The sequence below is a fragment of the Clostridium massiliamazoniense genome (assembly GCF_001403635.1).
Lineage (GTDB): Bacteria > Bacillota > Clostridia > Clostridiales > Clostridiaceae > Sarcina > Sarcina massiliamazoniense.
In genome coordinates, this window is the sequence record NZ_LN879468.1 from 1343181 (window position 1) to 1361874 (window position 18694).

Consider the following 18694-nt stretch of genomic DNA (forward strand, 5'->3'; position numbering starts at 1 on the left):
TAGAATTTTTTCTTCTAATTTAGTGTAAAAAAAGGAGCTACTAAAAGTAGCTCCTAAGTTCTTAAGAATATGAATCATTTGTATTACCTGTTTCATATACAACTTTATCACCTTTTCCGTACACTGGATAATAAGTTCCTTTAAGAGTTATATCTGGTGTTGGTGGATCTAATGAATAAGTATAATATGAATATGGGTCATTTTCTAAGATTCCGTTACCGTCATCTGTATGTGGACGATAATATGGATATTTAGTTTTGATTTCATCTCTAAAGTAAGTTTCATAAACAGCTCTAGCTGCAGGTGCTCCTAAGAATCCATGAATACCATTGTATATTACTGTTACAACTGCTATTTGAGGATCTTTAACTGGTGCGAAGGAAATATAGTTACCCCAAGCTGCTCTACCTAAAGATTTTTCAACCTTAGCGTTAAGAGCCGCTGTACCTGTTTTACCTGCACTAGGTATTGGGAATCCTTCTTGACTCATTACTATTGCCGCTGTTCCTAAAACTTTATTATTAACTTCCCACATACCATACTTAATATCGTCTAAATCTTTAGTAGGTATGTCTATCTTGTCCATAACTTGTGGCTTGTATTGGTATATAAGCTTTCCTGTTGGAGAAGTTATTTTATCAAGTAAATGTAATTTATATCTAGTACCACCATTTGCTAAAGTAGCTGTATATTGAGCTAATTGTAAAGGAGTAAATTCGTTAGCACCTTGTCCAATTGCTGCATATCCAAGCTGTGCTGGTGTTCTTATACTTGTGTACATTGTTGATACTACCCATATATCAATTGCTTTTGCAGTAGCTTGTAAGTTAGCTTCTAAAGTTAACTTTGGATCTTTTGCTTGAGCTTCCTTAAAGGCTTCTTGATATTGTGGTGACAATTTATAAATATTATTTAATTGTCCTATTAAGTCATTTTGGAACGCAGTTTGTGCTATATTGCTTTGAATATCTTCTACACCAATTTTATTTAATTGAGCGTATATTGTCTTCTTAAATGTTGCCTTAGCTTGTGCTAATTCTGCTGGATCACTTGAATTCTTCTCAACATTTACAGGTACAAAACTAGTTCCTTGACTTGGGAATTTACCAGCTTTTAAATCAGCAACTAAATTCCATTGAGAATAAAATATCTCATTAGCTTTCCAATCTTGGAAGTTATAAGCATTACCAAAATTCTCTGGTAACTCTATTCCTGTAGTAGCTGGTTGCTTACTTCCTGGAAGTGTACCTAAACCAAACTTTTCTGCATATTCTGCAACTACATCTAAGGCATTTGTTGAAGCTCCAAATTTATAATAAATTTTAGCTGCCATATTATAGTAATAAGTATCACATGATCTTTCTAGGGCGGTTGCTAAATCAACTGCTGGTCCAAAGTAGTTATTATCATGTGGTGGATCATTACCAAATATAGTTGGTTTCGCCTCATAAGTAAATGGATATGGTGTTGTTGCAATTGTAAAGCTTGGAGTTGTTACTCCAGTCATTAATGCTGCTACTGACATAAGTGGTTTAAATGTTGACCCTGGTGCTACAAGCCCCATTGTTGCATTATCAAACATTGGTTCTGCAAGAACGTTATATAGGTCTTCTCTTTGACCATTTGGTCCTATTGGGAACATTTGATTTAATGTCTTTTTAAGATGCATTTTATCAATGAACTCTTGTCCTAATTTTGCTATATCAGGATCGAAATATTCATTATAAACCTTTTGGCTTATACTTCCGGTTGCAAAATCATTAGGGTTAAAGTTTGGTAAACTTACCATAGCAAGTATACCTCCAGTATGAACATCAACTGCAACTAAGGCTGCCTTTGTTGCTGCTGTGCCTTCATACTTTTGTATAAAGTTCATTTGTTGTTGCAATGCTCTCTCAGCTGAATATTGTAAGTTTTTATTTATAGTTAGATATACGTTATCTCCTGGAACTGCTGCCTCTGTGTATAATGTTTTAGTAGCTCTTCCTTGAGCATCAACTTGAACAACCTTTTCTCCTGGTGTTCCTCTTAAAACATCTTGTTCAGCCGCTTCCATACCTGAAATACCAACTAAAGCATTTGGATTATATCCTTGCTCTGCATAAGTTTGGCTTTCACTAGCTGGAATATGTCCCACATATCCTAGAACATGTGATGCTAAAGTTCCATATGGATAATATCTTTCATATTGCTTACTAACATTTATACCTGGTAAACTACTAAGTCTTTGATCAAACATTAAAGCTGTATCTTTACTTATTCCCTTAGCTATAACAACTGGGTCATAACCTGAATAACTTTCTAGCTTTAATTGATCCTTAACAACCATAAATTCTCTTATTTCTTGTAAAGTATAATGTTGTAAAAGAATCTCAGTTTCTTCTTTACCTGATACTTTTTGATAAGCTTTAGTAAATGCTGTTTGTTCTGCTGGAGTTAATGTCTTATTTATATTAAGCATATTTATAAGACCATAGCTCTTAACTAAGTCATAAAATATCTCATCAGGAGTGTACTTAATGATTTCTTTATTTATTGCTGCTCTTTCAGCAGCAATATAAGTACCATTTGCCTTTGGATATAATTTATTAGCTACAGAACCTTCAATTCCTCTGTTCCACATAAATTGAATTTCTTGATCATCCCAACCAGTAGGATTCTTAGCTTTATTTATTGGAAAATCAAAGTACATTTGACCTTCGCTATTTATTTTTAGTGGAAAATCATCTGCAACTTTACTAATATCTCCACTATTTTTTAGCATTTCAAAAACTGTATTCATCGTATTATAAAAATCATTCATAGATTCTTGTGTATCCGTAAATGTTATTACATTTATTGATTTATTTGTTGCTAATAAATCACCATCTGCTGACAAAATATTTCCTCTTGGAGCTGGTATCGGGATAACACTAGTTGATCTACCTTCTGCCTGCTCTGTAAAACTTTCATGATTAAATACTTGTATATCAACAAGTTTACCAATTAGAATTACAGCTATAATAACGAAAATAATCATTAATACTCGATATCTATTAACAGCTTTTTTCTTCCTGAAGTTAAATTTTTTCATTTAATCACCTATTTTTTACTGAAATTCCATTGATTTTTCATTAGTTTTTTTCTTGCCATGCCATATACTGAGCTATACATTAATATTCCAACTACAAAATTGTACGGAACCATTATTAGAATATTTTCTAACTCTACATTTATCTTTAACATCTTGCAAATTAGAAAAATAGCTATAAATTTTACTATTGTCAATCCTCCAACTGTCAGCACTGGGATACTTGCCTTATTTTTAAGTGTTTTGTCACCTATATATGCAGCAATAACGCATAAAAGTAAATTTACTAAAGCATTTATTCCAAAGACATGAGAAAAATATATGTCTTGAAGTATTCCAGAAATACTTCCTAAAATAACTGCATCTTTATATCCGTTAATTGTAGAATATAATATGACAAATACAAATAATAAGCTAGGATAAACTCCCTTTATCCCAAATATAGGCATTATACTAGTATCTATTATGAATAATACTATACATAATATTATTTGTATTAATCTCTTCATAAACTTCAACCTCTTTAATTATAATTTATATCTCCTGGTACTGGATTTTTAGGAACTACAACTACTAAGTTTTGAATTGTGCTAAAATCAGCGAAAGGTTTAATTATAGCACTCTTAGAAACTTCTGTACTATTTTGATTAATTGATTCTACTGTTCCTATTCTTATACCTTGAGGATATATACCTCCAAGACCTGAAGTTAAGATAGTATCTCCAACTTTAATTTGTGATGTCATTGGTAAATTTAATATTTGAACCATAGGTTTCATAGTTCCCATATCTTCATAACCTTTAACTATACCTGATGATTCTCTAGTACTTTCTACTTGAGCAGCAACAGCTACGTTTGCATTTGATATAGTTTCAACCTTAGCCCATGTTTTATAAACTTCAGTTACTATACCTACTAAGCTATTTCCTGATATAACAACCATATTTTTTTCTATTCCTGAGTCAGCTCCTCTATTGATGATGTATCCGCTGAAGAAACTACCTCCTGATTTACCAATTATATTAACACCTACATAATTAAATTGGTTATGCTCATCTTTAAAGTTTAAAGCTTCTTTTAAAGTTTGGTTTTCATTTTTGTAGTTATTATATCCAACTAATTCATTTTGAAGTTGAATATTTTCTGCCTTAAGTTTTGCATTTTCTGCTTTTACTTGTGAAAAGTTAGCAAAAAAATCTAAATCAGTTTTAAACTTATCACCTATTGTATAAACGACCTTCTGTATCGGATTAAAAGTTTCACCCAATGCATCCGAAATAACACCTGAACCACTTTTTGCTGTATATATTATTAATACTAAAAATGCAACTGACAGTACTATAATAGTTACTGCCAGTTTATTTTTGAAAAATTTCATTTAACTTATCCTCTTTGTTGCTTGATGATTAAATCAAATTTATCTAATGCTTTTCCTGTACCTAAGGCAACACAATCAAGAGGTGATTCAGCTATATGAACAGGCATGTGTGTTTCATGGTTAATTAACATATCTAAGCCTTTTAATAATGCTCCGCCTCCTGCTAACATTATTCCTTTATCTATGATATCTGCTGCTAATTCTGGTGGTGTTTTTTCTAAAGTTGTTTTTATTGATTCAACTATAGCATATACTGGCTCTCTTAAAGCATCTCTTATTTGTCCTTCATTTATTTCTACTATCTTAGGAAGTCCTGTTACTAAGTCTCTTCCCTTGATTTCCATTATTTCATCTTCTTGACCTTCTATTTTAAAAGCTGACCCTATTTGCATTTTTATTTGTTCAGCTGTTCTTTCACCTATCATAAGATTATATTCTCTCTTAATATAGTTAATGATTGATTGGTCTAATTCATCTCCAGCTACTCTTAATGATTTGCTAGTAACTATTCCTCCTAGAGAAACTACTGCTACTTCTGTAGTACCACCACCGATATCTACTATCATACTTCCTGTAGGTTCGTCTACTGGAAGTCCAGCTCCTATAGCAGCCGCCATTGGTTCTTCCATAAGAATTACTTCTCTAGCTCCTGCTTGTTTAGTAGCTTCTTCTATAGCTCTTTTCTCTACTTCTGTTACTCCTGATGGGAAGCAAACTATTATTCTTGGACTTGCGAAAGCACCTTTACTTGTTACTTTTTCTATAAATCTTTTAAGCATTGTTTGTGTTACATCAAAATCTGCAATTACTCCATCTTTAAGTGGTCTTATTGCAACTATGTTCCCTGGTGTTCTACCAATCATTTGCTTAGCTTCTTCACCTACTGCTAATGCTCTCTTTGTTAGGTTGTTGATTGCTACAACTGAAGGTTCTCTTAAAACGATACCCTTTCCTTTAGCGAACACTAAAGTGTTAGCTGTACCTAAATCAATTCCCATATCTTTCGTCATTCCTACTCCAAATAAACCCATGTCTATTCCCCTTTCGACTATATTATTCCTTTTTGTTTTAAGCTGATGAATTTATTTTTTCCTAATATTACATGATCTAAAAGCTCTATTCCCATGAGCTCTCCGCATGCTTTAATTCTTTTGGTTATATTAACATCCTCTATACTTGGTGTTGGGTCACCAGAAGGATGATTATGACATAGTATTATCGCTGCTGCACTCATACTTAAAGCTTCCTTAAATATTTCTCTTGGATGAACTATTGAACTATTGAGTCCGCCTTTAAATATCTCCTTAATAGATATAACAATATTTTTTGTATTTAGGCTAATAAGTCTTACAATTTCTTGATTATCCATAAAAAATGAATCTTCAAAAAGATTCGCTATATCCTCTGGACTACTAACTTTATAATTTTTCATCTCTTTTCTTTTAACTCTTCTATAAAGTTCGCAGGCAGCTAATATTTGCGATGCTTTAGCTTCTTTTATTCCCTTAACATCCATTAATGATATTAATGAGGAATTAAAAACACCTTCAATTCCATTCACTTCATTAAGAAGCCTTTCTGAAAGTTTTAAAGCACTTTCTCCCTTTTGTCCTGTTCTTAACAATAAGGCTAAAAGTTCTTTATCACTTAAACTTTCAACTCCAAAATTAAGTAGTTTTTCTCTTGGTCTTTCTTCTTTTGGAATATCTTTTATTTTAGGGTCTCTATGCATACCTTTAAAACACTCCTATATAAATTGATATTCCCCCATTTTATTCAAGTAATAAACTAAGTTTTTTATAAACTAAATTAAGTGGTAATCCCATGACATTGTAATAACAGCCATTTATACTTTCCACAAATAGCCCTCCTAAACCTTGTATTCCATAAGCCCCAGCCTTATCCATTGGTTCCTTACTTTTTATGTAATTATTTATTTCTAACTCTGTAAGCTCTGAAAACCTAACTGTAGTTTCCGCGAAGTCTATATCACACTTTCCTGTTTCAGTGTTTAGTATGTATATACCACTATATACCTTATGATTATTGCCACTTAAACTTCTTAACATACCTCTTGCATCATCTTCATTTTTAGGCTTTCCTAATACTTTGTTGTCTATTACTACTATGGTATCTAAAGCAATTACTATTGATGGTTTTGAAAGATTCTTAGCAACAATCTCCCCTTTACCTTTAGCAAGTTCCATAACATAAGTTTTTGGATCTCCTTTATAAATAACAGTACTTTCGTCAAAATTAGAATTTATAATAGTAAATTCTTTAATAATTCGTCCTAAAAGTTCCTGTCTGCGTGGTGATTTTGAAGCCAAAATTATTTCCATATTAACTTATCACTCCTATAACTGTAATTGGAAAAAAAATATGTTTTAGGAATTTTATCCCTAAAACTTAACCTTCCTTGTCATCTTATATAGTTTATCACTTATTATTTTTATACACAAGAAAAAATATATCACTATTTGAAAAATTTTAATGATTTTTTTAGAAAAAAAAATTGCTTTATATAATATTATTTAAATAAAGTTTAAGAACCCTGATTACTCAGAGTTCTTCCTTATAAAATCTATTCTATTATAATATATAAGTTATATATATTTATTAAAATTTAATTACAACTTAAAAAAATTTTCTTATTTAAATTTATTTAGTAAATTAAATATTATTTGATAAGAATTCTCTATATTATTTTTAGATATTGCTTCTGGTAGGTTCTTTACTTCATTTTTCAACCCTTCTAGATTCTCCGAATTCTTACATTCTTTGCAAACTTCTAACTTTTCAACCCATGATTTAAATTCATCTGTTTTTACAGACTTCACACTTTGGTCTTTTGTTTTATCTATAATTTCCAATAATCCATTTGTAACTTCTATTATTTTTTTATCACAAGCTTCACTATTTGGTATATAAAATTTCCCTTTACTATTTTCTAAGCCCTTATTTTTTATAGTCTCTATATATTTATTAGTTTTTTCTTCTTTTCCTATGTATCCTATTACTCTATATTTTTCTCCATCTTTTATAACTGTAGCACTTTCTCCAACCTCATTTTTAACCTTATCTGCATTTTCCTTTGATGAATAATAACCAAATTGAACTGTTAAAAATTCTTCTTTTTCACCTGAACTCTTCTTAGCTTCTTCTTTAGGAGTTTCTGCTACTACAGGAGGTGTTTTTCCTTCTTCATTATTTTGATTTTTATTAATTACACCTGAAACCATATCTTTAGGAGCTATTTTAGGATAAACTAATTTAAATATTAATGTTCCTATTACTATAGCTAAAATACAAACCATAATTATTAATATAGGCATAGATTTCCATTCATTTTTCTTTTTATTCGCTTTTAAATCATATCTTGTGTATTTCACAATATCACCCCATTTAAAATTACTTACATAACATATTATTTTTAAATGGGTGTAAATATTCCTAATTTTTATTTTTTTATAACTTTTAAATCATTCTCCTTGCACCTATATAACGCTCTTTATAATATTTTTCATTTAAAGAATTTATTTTAACTCCCTTACCTTTAGATGGTGCATGAATAAATCTATCTTCTCCTATATATATTCCAACATGACTTATCTTTCCTGTAGTATTGAAAAAAACTAAATCACCTTCTGTTAATTCATTTTTGCATATGCCTTCCCCACATCCCCATTGTGTTCCTGTATAATGTGGTAAATCTATATTAAATCTTTTATAAACATATTTTGTTAATCCTGAACAATCAAAAGCATCTGGTCCCTCTGCTCCAAATACATAAGGTTTACCTATAAACCCTTCAGCATATTGTATAACTTCTTCTCTCAACTCATAATTTTCAGCTTTTTCCTCTGCCATAGCATAAATATTATTTTGAAAAATAAACCCTATAGCAATAACAAATATAATGATCCAAATATTCTTGCCTTTTAAATAATTAAGTTGCAAGTGATCTTCATTCATAAATAAATCCTCCTTGATTTACAATTTCATTATTAATTACAAGTTGTTCCTTTAAATAAAGAAACATATTTAATATATCTATTTTTTCTTCTTTTAATACTGTTAATTAAATCCATCAAGGGAAATTTACTTTAACTTAAAATCTAAAAATTCTCTTTAAAGAATGACTATACCTTGTTTAAAATAAAAAAAGCATCTTTGATAGGGATTAATTTCCTATCAAAGATACTTCTATTAATTATACTATTTAATTTCTTTTAAAAGTGCTATTAAAAAGATCCATACATTTTCAATAGATTTTATGCTTACATGTTCATCTGGAGTGTGAACATCCCACATATTTGGACCAAATGATATCATATCAAGGCCACCTTCGACCTTTTCACTTAGTAATCCACATTCAACTCCAGCATGAATTGCTGTAAAATGAGGTTCTACTCCTGTTAGGTTTTTATATACTTCTTTTGCAAGTTCTCTTATTTCTGACTCTGGGTTGTATTCCCAAGCTGGATAATCTGATGAAGTTTCAAATCTTCCACCTGCTAACTCTACTACTCTTCTAGCTCTTTCAACTAAGTCATCTTTTAATGTTGCCACTGAACTTCTTGTTGCACTGTCATATTCTACAGTTTTATCTGTTGTTGTAACAACTCCTATATTTGTTGAACTTTGAACAAGTCCTGGCATATCAACGCTCATTGTATCAACACCATTAGGTATTAAGTTTAATATATCAATAGCCTTTCTTGTGCAATCTGCTGAGAACATTTCAGTTGGTATTTCTTCTTGTTCATTTAACTCAACTCTTACATTACCATCTTGAGCTCTTAACTCATTTTTAAGAATTGAATCAAATTCTGCAACTATTTCTTTTAATCTTGAAATATTTTTTTCTTCAACTATAAGAACAGCTTCTGCTTCTCTTGGAATAGCATTATTCTTTGAACCACCATTAATTAATGCTATGTTGAAAGGAACTTCTTTGATAGCTTTATTTAATATTCTACCTAATATCTTATTTGAATTTCCTCTTTCTTTATTTATTTCCATACCAGAGTGACCACCTTTTAATCCTCTGATAGTTATTTCAACTGCACTTAATTCTTCCTTAACAGGTTCCCATGTTAAATCTAATATTGCTTTAGTTCTTACACCTCCTGCACAGCTTACTAATATTTCCCCTTCTTCTTCTGAATCTATGTTTAAAAGTATTTTTCCTGTTATGTTCTTTCCATCAACTCCCATAGCTCCAGTCATTCCAGCTTCTTCATCAGTAGTAACTAAAAGTTCTATAGCAGGGTGTTCTATGTCATTTGCTGCTAATATAGCTAATCCATAAGCTACAGCTATTCCGTTATCAGCACCTAAAGTTGTTCCTGTTGCATATATGTTATCTCCATCAATTCTTAATTTTAATGGATCTTTTTCGAAGTCATGAACTGTATCTTTATTCTTTTCGCATACCATGTCCATATGCCCTTGAATTATAACAGTTTTTGCATTTTCATAGCCCTTTGTAGCTGGCTTTCTTATAATAACGTTAAGATGTTCATCTTGAATTGTTTCAAGACCTAATTCTTTACCAAACTTAACTAAATAATCACTTATTTCTTTTTCATTACCTGACCCTCTAGGTATTTGAGTTATTTCCTCAAAATATTTAAAAACTGCTTGCGGCTTTAAATTTTCTAATACAGCCATAATTTAACACTTCCTTCCAATTTTGTGTTATTATATTGTTATAAATACATTATATCAAATAGACAGAATCTTTCATATTTTTTTGTGAGGTGTTTTTATGCAAAAAACTAAAATGATTTTTACAATCGGTCCAGTTAGTGACAATGAAGAAGTTTTGAGGAAATTTATTAAAATTGGAATGAGTGCAGCTCGTTTAAACTTTTCTCATGGATCTCATAAAGAGCATAAGGAAAAAATTGACCTAATAAAAAAAATTAGAAAAGAAGAAAATTCTCCTACAGCAATTCTTTTAGATATTAAAGGTCCTAAAATAAGGATTCATAATTTTAAAAATGGTCAAGAAGAATTAAAAGAAGGTGATGAATTCACTTTTATTTGTGGTGAAGAAATTCTAGGTGATAATAAAAAGTGTTCAATTTCTTATGATATTTTATATCAAGATATTAAAGTTGGCTCTTCTATTTTAGTGGATGATGGTCTTTTAGAATTCAAAGTAAAAAAAGTTATTGATAAATCTATAATTTGTGAAACTATTGTTGGTGGAATTATTAAAGACCATAAGGGTGTTAATATTCCTAATTTAAAAATAAAACTTCCTGCCATTACTGAAAAAGATATTACAGATTTAATTTTTGGTTGCAACATGGAAGTAGATTTTGTAGCTGCTTCCTTTATAAGAAAAGCTTCTGATGTGTTAGAAGTTCGAAATGTTTTAAACAACAATGGTGGAGAAGACATAAAAATAATATCTAAAATTGAAAATCAAGAAGGTGTAGATAACATAGACGAAATCATAGAAGTTTCAGATGGAATAATGGTAGCAAGAGGAGATATGGGAGTAGAAATTCCTATAGAATTTGTACCTGTTATCCAAAAGTCCATAATTAGAAAATGTAACTTAGCAGGAAAAGTAGTTATAACAGCTACTCAAATGTTAGATTCTATGATTAGAAATTCTAGACCTACTAGAGCTGAAGCAAGTGATGTATGTAATGCTATTTTTGATGGAACTGATGCCATAATGCTCAGTGGTGAAAGTGCTGCTGGTCACTATCCAGTTGAGGCAGCTAAAACAATGAGTAAAATTGCAAAAAAGGCTGAAGAGAACTTAGATTATAGTGAGTTATTAAGAAGATTAAAAGATCCAAACCCAAGTACTGATGCTTTTGCTGATGCCATAAGTTATTCAGCCTCTAAAACTGCAATAAAATTCCCAACAAAAGCAATAGTTGCAGCTACACAAAGTGGATATACTGCTAAACTTCTTGGAAAGTACAAGCCTATATGTCCTATAATAGCCATAACTCCACATGAAAAAGTATGTAGATCCTTAGCTCTAAACTTTGGTGTATTTCCAAAGCTTTGCGAAACTTACAAAACCACTGAAGAAATAGTAAAAGAAGCAAAAACAGTAGTAAAAGAACTAGACATTGCAAAAACTGGCGATAATATGATTGTTGTGGCTGGAATGCCAGTAAGCAACGCTTGTCTTGGAACAAACATGTTCAGAATAGAAAAAATTTAAATTTTTAAAAAGAGGTGATGTATCAAATCACTTTCTAAAATCATATTACTTTTATAAGTATATTTCCTTATTTGCCGAGATAGCTATTATAGGTGCAAAATGCAGTGACCATTGAACTAGTAATTAGAAGCTCTTCATTTTTGAACAATAGTTGCGCAAATAAATTTCCACTGTTTGAACGAAGTGAGTTTGGAAATTTTAGCAACTATTGTAGAAGAAATGTTAGAGCTTCTTTACGTAGGTGAGCGATCACAAATGGTGAACCTATATAGCTAGCTAAAAGGCAAAAGGGACATATCTACAATTTTGATACATCCCTCTTGTTATTAAAACTTAAAATCTTTGAATAAATCTCCTAATGAGAAGCCTTCTTCTTCATCGTTATATTCTAAGTATTCAGTTGATTTTTCTGAAGCATCTTTTATGCTTAGTGATAATTTATGCTCATCTTTATCTATTGATAAGATTTTTACTTTTACTTTATCACCTATTTTTAGTGCCTCTTCTGGTTTTGTTATGTTATCATCTGATATTTCTGATATATGAACTAATCCTTCCACACCAGCTTTGATTTCAACAAAAGCACCTACTTTTATAAACTTTGTTACTGTTCCTTCTATAGTGTCACCAATTTTAAAATCTTCTTCTATTGTATTCCATGGATCACTACATATATCTTTTAGTGATAAAGCTAATCTATCTTTATCTCTATTTATTTCTTTTATATAAACTTCAACAGTATCTCCTGTTTTAAGTATGTCTTCAACATTTCTTACTCTGCTCCAAGAAAGATCGTTTATGTGAATTAGTCCTTCTAATCCTCCAATATCAACAAAAGCACCGAACTTCATTATTTTCTTTACAGTTCCTACTTTCTTTTCTCCAACCTTTAGAGAATTCCATATCTTAGCTTTTCCAAGTTTAATTTCTCTTTCCTCAACTACTCTTCTTGAAACAACAACTTTTCTATCTTCTCTATTAAATTCAATTACTTTTACTTCTAAATTTTCTCCAACTAATGTTTCTAAATTTTCTATTCTTCTAACTGAACATTGTGATCCAGGCATGAATACTCTGACACCATTTAAAAAGCCTACTACTCCACCTTTAACAACTTCATCAACTTTAATAGTTATTGTTTTTTCATTTTTAAAGCTTTCTTCTAAGTCATCCCAAACTTTTATAGCATCAGCTCTTTTCTTTGATAAAAGCACATTACCTTCTCCATCATCTCCACTTAAAACCATAACAAAAATATCATCATCAACATTTATGTTATTTATATCAAAATCCTTATTATTTGATAATTCATTTCTTGGAACTATTCCATCTGCAAAATGACCAATATTAACTATTATTTCATCACTTTTAACAGCTATTACTTTTCCTTTAACTATATCTCCTTTATGAAAATGCTTTAATTCAAAGCTATCCATTAATTGATCCATTGACATATTTTCATTCATTGTTAGTTCCACTCCTTATATATAAATTTTTCAAGACTTTTAAGTAGATATAACTAGTTTTACAGCCTTGGTAAATATCTAAATTAATTGAACTCAAAACTCAATTAAACTGAATTAAGTCTTATTTTATCATACTATATTACATAATAATAATTCAATATTTTAGAATATTATCTAAAATCTTTTGCTGCAACTGTTACTTGATTAGTTTCTGCTAAAGCTTTACTAATGTTATGCATTATTGAATTTTCATCATAACTATAATCAACATAACCATCCTTATCTATTTCACCTAATTTTATAAAGTTAAATTCTTTTCTTGCATGAAAATAGAAGCTAGTAATTTTTTTACTATTGGCATTTTTTCTAATCTTATTAGTTATTTCTTCTCCTGTTTCATCCTTAACATACCCTATAGTTGTTGGCAAATATAAAGTTGATTTATCCATAGGACTTTTTATAGGATTCATAGCTGGATAATATTTAAATGGTTCATAGGCTATATCAAAATACTTTTCTATGATTCTTTGTTGTTTCATTGAAGCATGGTAATGAGCACTTTCGAAAAAGTCTATTGGTATATTTAAAGTTTTAGCTGTTTTTATTGCATTTGTTATAATAGCCTCTGTCTCAGTTCCTGTATTATTTGCTTTTCTACTTAAGTCACTTCCTACAGCACTTACCTCATCTCCATTTTGATGAGTATAACCATGAAGTCCTATAGATGCCCCTCTGAAAATTAAATGGTCCATTAAATTTATATACTGAACATTCTCCATAGTCCTATTACTTAATAAATCATTATCTATTCCCTTAGGTGGATTTTTATATCTACTTATCCAAGCTACATTAAATTTTACACCCTGTGAATATAAATAATCAGCTAAAATTTTATATTTTTCTATAGACTCTGACTTTAGATATTCTCCTCCTGCTGCTAAATCTTCTACCCTCATCATAGCAGCTTTTCCAGTTTTAGATTCCATTGTTTTTTTAACATCTAAGTTCTTTTTTTCTTTAAATAAATAAATTTCATTACTTTCATTTTTCCATCTATCCCTTAGATTCAAAGCATGTTCTAAATCATTTAAAGCTACATAACCTTCTAACCCTAATAAAGCCTCTCCTCTAAAGTCATATAATTTCCCATTAACAGTGAAATTTTTATTTTCTAAATCTATTAAAGAGTTCTCTACCTTATAAACTTTATTTTTCTTTTCATAATTTAAATTTGCCTTTTTTAGAAAGTCATCTAAATCCATATAAAGCCTTTGATTCTTTTCTAATATCCTATTTTCTAACTTAATTTCTTCCCCATTTAAATATAACTTTAAATTTTCTATTTCATATATTTTTGATTCATTTGTGCTTGAGGCATTAGTTACTTGCTCTTTTGCCTCCTTCACCTTTCCATCAAAAATAATTTTATTATCTATAACTTTAACATCTCTATAGGTTAATCCATTAAAATAAATTACTCCTCCAACTAACACTGTAGCTAAGCTTAATCCTATTACCTTAGAAGTTTTTTTAAGCATAATATCCCCCTGATATTTTATTTTCAAATAATTTCAAGTTTATTATACTATAAATCTATACTGATTAACCTTTTTTTAACATTATTTCCATAGTTATAATTATTCTTCTCTTGTGAATACTAACTCATTTCCTTTTGAAAGAAGTTCATTATATCTATAGCCACCCATAGTAAATTCCTTCAATTCATCCACTGTTTCAACTCTATTTTCAGCCATATATCTAACCATCATCCCTCTAGCTTTTTTAGCATAAACAGTAACTATCTTAAAACTCCCACCTCTTCTTTCTTTAAAAATAGGAGTTATAACATCAAACTCTTTTAAATTTATTACTTTTGAATATTCTTCTGAAGCTAAATTTACTATAAATTTTTCTTTATGATTTTTTAAATCCCTATGCATACTAGCTGTTAAATTTTCTTTCCAAAATTCATAAAGATTTTTTTTATCTTTTACAGGTAACTTTGTTCCCATCTCTAATCTATAAGGAAGAATCCCATCCAAAGGTCTTAAGCTTCCATAAAGTCCTGATAATATTCTTAAATTATCGTTGCAATATTCTAATTCCTCTGTGGTAAAATTTTCTGCATCTAATCCTCTATATGCTTCCCCCTTAAAACTAAGCACTGCTGGTTTTTTACTACTTCCATCAAAGATTTTCCAACTCTGATTTCTTATATAATTAAGTTCAGCTAAATTATCATTTATTTTCATAAGCTTACTAAGCTCTGGTATCTCTAACTCCTTTAATTGATCCATTATTATTTTTGAATCTTCTAAAAACCTAGGTGTTGTAACATTTAACTCTATGTTAAAATTGCTTTCGTCAATTGTTTTAGCAGGTGAAAGTATTGCTATCATAAAATTCTCCTTCTCAAAATAAAATTCTAATTTAATAATAATTATTATTATATATTTATAAAATTCTCTCTTCAAGTAAATCAACTTATTCTGTGTTATAATCTAAAAATAAGACTTAATTCAGAATTATAAACTGAGACTTAATTTAGATAGAGTTAAAACTCCAGTCTAAATTTTAGTGAAATTATTTAAATATCTGTATCTGTTTATCTTAAGCTTATAAATATGATTATAATATTGCAGATACTAGTTATGAAATAAAAGTTTAAAGGAGGGTTACTGGTGAAAAGTTATATAGATAATGTAGTTTACTTAAATCTTTTAACTACAGGGAAATCTATTGACAATGATTTTATTTTTAAAATAGACGGATTAAAAATAAATAACAATAAAGAAACATACTTTAGTAGTTTTATAAATATACCTTCCGAAGCTTTATGTATTAATAGTAATTTTTTTAAAGAAGAAACTCTAGAAAACTTATCTAAAGCTCCATTAATTGAAAACATTATGGATGATTTTAAAGATTTTCTTTCTGATTGCCCTATAATTATTTTTAATAACCAAAATCAACAGGAACTTTTGAAAAAGCTTTTTTCATCTTATAATATTAATTTTAATAACACAATATTAGATTGCTTTGAATTATTTATGCTTCTAGAACCATGGCATAATGATTATTCACTAGAAAATCTTTTATTAAAAAAATTCTATTTGGAGCTTCTATGACTACTTAGTTAATTTCAATATTTCAGAAGAAATGTTTAAAGATAAATTATATAGAAATACTGACTTTTACGAGGAGCCTAATAAAACTTTAGAGTTAAAAGAAAATTGTGAGGAAATATTAAAAGATCCTAGAGGATTCTCTTCCCTAAACAATAAATTTAAATTTAGGCAAGGTCAGTATGATGTTATGAAAACAGTTAGAAGTTCCTTAGAAAAAAATTTAATTTCTATTATGGAAGCTCCCACTGGTACTGGAAAAAGTATTGCTTACTTATTACCAGCTATAACAAAAGCTTATTATAAAGGTCAAAAAATATTTATATCAACAAATACTAAAGAACTTCAACGTCAACTTGTACATAAAGACATTCCATTTTTATTAAAGAGCTTTAATTTAAATTCTAAGATTGATGTTATAAATATAAAAGGAAAATCTAATTATCTTTGCATGGAACTTATTCAATCTATTTTAAATGATAATGTCTTTAACAATACTAGATCCTTAAAGGAAAATATGGCACTTGTTTATTTGTATAGATATTGCTATAAAGGAAAAGCTGGTGATAAAGAAGAAATAACCTCTGAAGCTGAAATCCATCTAAACCTTAAGGAAGCAATTAAGCATTGTCTTTGCGATTCAGATGGTTGTAATATTAAAGCTTGCCCCTATGAATGTTATTATAAAAACACAGTTGAAGCCCTTAAAACAAGTACTATTGTTATATTAAATCATTCTCTCTTATTAAAATGGCCCTATGATAGCACCATTGAAAATGTAATTATAGACGAAGCTCATAATTTAAGTGATGCAATTTTTGATGCCTATGCAGCAATACTTAATTCTAGTGAATTAAAATCCTTATTACTAGAAATATTAGATTATAAAAATAAAAAAGGTTACTTAAATTATATATGGAAATATACACCTAACAGAACTACTAACTTCAGAGAATTAGTAAGAGATAAAATAGATGTATCTTTCTTAACTATAGACAGAATAACCTACTTAGTTTCTAAGGATCAAAGGGAATCCTATGACTTAGATGTAAGTTTTTCAAAAGAAAAATTCCTAAGCTATGGAAAGGTAGTTCATGAATTAAAGGTTTTAAAAGAAGATTTAATTGACCTTTATAAACCTCTAAATTCTTTTATTGAGACTAATAATCTTGACAATAATAAAACTAGAAACTTAGGAGAAATATTCATTAAAAAAGTTGAACGTATTAAGGAACTAATAGATTTTATAGATATATTCACCACTGTAGAACAAGATGAGAATAAGTGCTATGGATTTTTCATAGAAAAAAATAAAAAGTTCTGGGAATGTTATATAAAGGATTTAAATTCATCTCTTATTTTCTTTGAGAGATTTTTAAATAATTTAAAAAGTTGTAGTTTTCTTTCTGCAACTTTAAAAAATAATGGTACTTATAAATCCTTTAAAAATTCTCTTGCTATAGATAAAGCAAATAATAACTTTTTAAAAGAATTAGAAGATATACCTCAAAGTTTTGACTTGAAAAATCGTTCTATTATTTATAATCCAATTGATTGCCCTAAGTATTTTGAACCTGGTTTCATAGATTTTATGGTTTCTAGTACTATAAAAATCCTTGAAAATTCTAACTGTAATATATTAATTTTGTTTACTAGTAAAAAGCGATTAATTGAATTTAAAAATAAAATTTTACCTTTTACAAGTACTAATAAAATAAACCTTTTTGAAAGAAAACAAGATATAAAGAAATTATCATTAAAAGGTTCTAGAAGTATCCTCTTAGGCTCTAAAGGATTCTTTGAAGGAATAGATATTCCTGGAGATTTATTGAATATGGTACTCATAGATAAAATGCCTAATATAAATCCATATAATCCACTTTTCGAAAAGTTCATAGAAAATGGATTTGCCTTTAATACTATCAATACTCCTAGAGCTACAATTTCATTTAAACAATGCTTTGGAAGACTAATAAGAACTGAATTAGATTATGGATATTTCATAATATTTGATAAGTGTAATCAAAATACTATTTTAGATAATGTTTCAAAAGAATATAAAGGAGTAAAAACTATATCTGCTCCAATTAATAATTTATTAAGAGATATTCCTCTAAGATTTAAATATTGGAATTCATTAAATATAGAATTAGTAATAAGTTCAACAATTAGAGAACTTGAAGAATTTCTTAAAACTCATGCTAGAGGTATTTACGGTAATAATACTCATCTTGAATTAGCATTAAATGATTTTTATGAAGAAAAGTTTCAAGAACTTAATATAAAAAAGAGATTTCACATATCAACTAAAGATAAAAAATTAAATTTTATATATGAAGATAATTCATACTTAAATTTAAAAAATAAATCCCTAATAATAAAAGTAATTTTTTCAGTATTTAATTAAAATCAAAGTACAATAAAAAATGCTATATAGATGAAAAGTTCTGTGAC

At 28.9% G+C, this 18694-nt stretch carries 15 protein-coding genes; 3 read left to right on the forward strand and 12 right to left on the reverse strand.

Features of this window, described 5'->3' with window-relative positions; all coding sequences use genetic code 11:
* Positions 1-61 precede the first annotated feature (61 nt).
* The 9 genes from ARA19_RS13180 to ARA19_RS13220 all read right to left on the reverse strand — a co-directional run bounded on the left by ARA19_RS13180 (position 62) and on the right by ARA19_RS13220 (position 10124).
* Positions 62-3073 carry a penicillin-binding transpeptidase domain-containing protein gene (locus tag ARA19_RS13180; RefSeq protein WP_055071431.1) on the reverse strand — a complete coding sequence of 1004 codons (3012 nt, stop codon included), beginning with the start codon at positions 3071-3073 and terminating at the stop codon, positions 62-64.
* A gap of 8 nt (positions 3074-3081) precedes the next feature.
* On the reverse strand, positions 3082-3579 hold the full coding sequence (gene mreD, locus ARA19_RS13185) for a rod shape-determining protein MreD (RefSeq protein WP_055071432.1): 498 nt from the start codon (positions 3577-3579) through the stop codon (positions 3082-3084).
* A 14-nt stretch (positions 3580-3593) separates the two neighbouring features.
* On the reverse strand, positions 3594-4448 hold the full coding sequence (gene mreC, locus ARA19_RS13190; protein WP_055071433.1) for a rod shape-determining protein MreC: 855 nt from the start codon (positions 4446-4448) through the stop codon (positions 3594-3596).
* A 5-nt stretch (positions 4449-4453) separates the two neighbouring features.
* On the reverse strand, positions 4454-5479 hold the full coding sequence (locus tag ARA19_RS13195; protein ID WP_055071434.1) for a rod shape-determining protein: 1026 nt from the start codon (positions 5477-5479) through the stop codon (positions 4454-4456).
* A gap of 17 nt (positions 5480-5496) precedes the next feature.
* Positions 5497-6180: a RadC family protein gene (radC, locus tag ARA19_RS13200; protein WP_055071435.1), complete on the reverse strand. Its 684-nt coding sequence runs from the start codon at positions 6178-6180 to the stop codon at positions 5497-5499.
* Positions 6181-6220: 40 nt separating this feature from the next.
* Positions 6221-6790, reverse strand: coding sequence for a Maf-like protein (locus ARA19_RS13205; protein WP_055071436.1), 570 nt, complete (start codon positions 6788-6790; stop codon positions 6221-6223).
* A gap of 309 nt (positions 6791-7099) precedes the next feature.
* Entirely contained in the window at positions 7100-7840 is a 741-nt protein-coding gene (locus ARA19_RS13210; protein ID WP_055071437.1) for an SPOR domain-containing protein, read from the reverse strand.
* Between the two features lie 85 nt (positions 7841-7925).
* A complete protein-coding gene (locus ARA19_RS13215; RefSeq protein ID WP_055071438.1) occupies positions 7926-8423 on the reverse strand; it encodes a C40 family peptidase in 498 nt (165 codons plus the stop codon).
* A gap of 243 nt (positions 8424-8666) precedes the next feature.
* Complete coding sequence (locus tag ARA19_RS13220) at positions 8667-10124, reverse strand: aminoacyl-histidine dipeptidase (RefSeq protein WP_055071439.1); 1458 nt, start codon at positions 10122-10124, stop codon at positions 8667-8669.
* Between the two features lie 97 nt (positions 10125-10221).
* On the opposite strand from ARA19_RS13220, the gene pyk reads away from it, so the two are divergent.
* Entirely contained in the window at positions 10222-11649 is a 1428-nt protein-coding gene (gene pyk, locus ARA19_RS13225; RefSeq protein WP_055071440.1) for a pyruvate kinase, read from the forward strand.
* 326 nt (positions 11650-11975) lie between these two features.
* On the opposite strand, the gene rpsA is transcribed toward pyk, so the two are convergent.
* The 3 genes from rpsA to yaaA all read right to left on the reverse strand — a co-directional run bounded on the left by rpsA (position 11976) and on the right by yaaA (position 15514).
* Entirely contained in the window at positions 11976-13115 is a 1140-nt protein-coding gene (rpsA, locus tag ARA19_RS13230) for a 30S ribosomal protein S1 (protein ID WP_055071441.1), read from the reverse strand.
* 170 nt (positions 13116-13285) lie between these two features.
* Entirely contained in the window at positions 13286-14653 is a 1368-nt protein-coding gene (locus ARA19_RS13235; RefSeq protein WP_055071442.1) for a DUF2334 domain-containing protein, read from the reverse strand.
* A 99-nt stretch (positions 14654-14752) separates the two neighbouring features.
* Positions 14753-15514, reverse strand: coding sequence for a peroxide stress protein YaaA (gene yaaA / locus ARA19_RS13240; protein WP_055071443.1), 762 nt, complete (start codon positions 15512-15514; stop codon positions 14753-14755).
* A 282-nt stretch (positions 15515-15796) separates the two neighbouring features.
* On the opposite strand from yaaA, the gene ARA19_RS13245 reads away from it, so the two are divergent.
* Positions 15797-16243: a hypothetical protein gene (locus tag ARA19_RS13245; protein WP_055071444.1), complete on the forward strand. Its 447-nt coding sequence runs from the start codon at positions 15797-15799 to the stop codon at positions 16241-16243.
* A gap of 31 nt (positions 16244-16274) precedes the next feature.
* Positions 16275-18647, forward strand: coding sequence for an ATP-dependent DNA helicase (locus tag ARA19_RS13250; RefSeq protein WP_055071445.1), 2373 nt, complete (start codon positions 16275-16277; stop codon positions 18645-18647).
* The last annotated feature ends 47 nt before the right edge of the window (positions 18648-18694 follow it).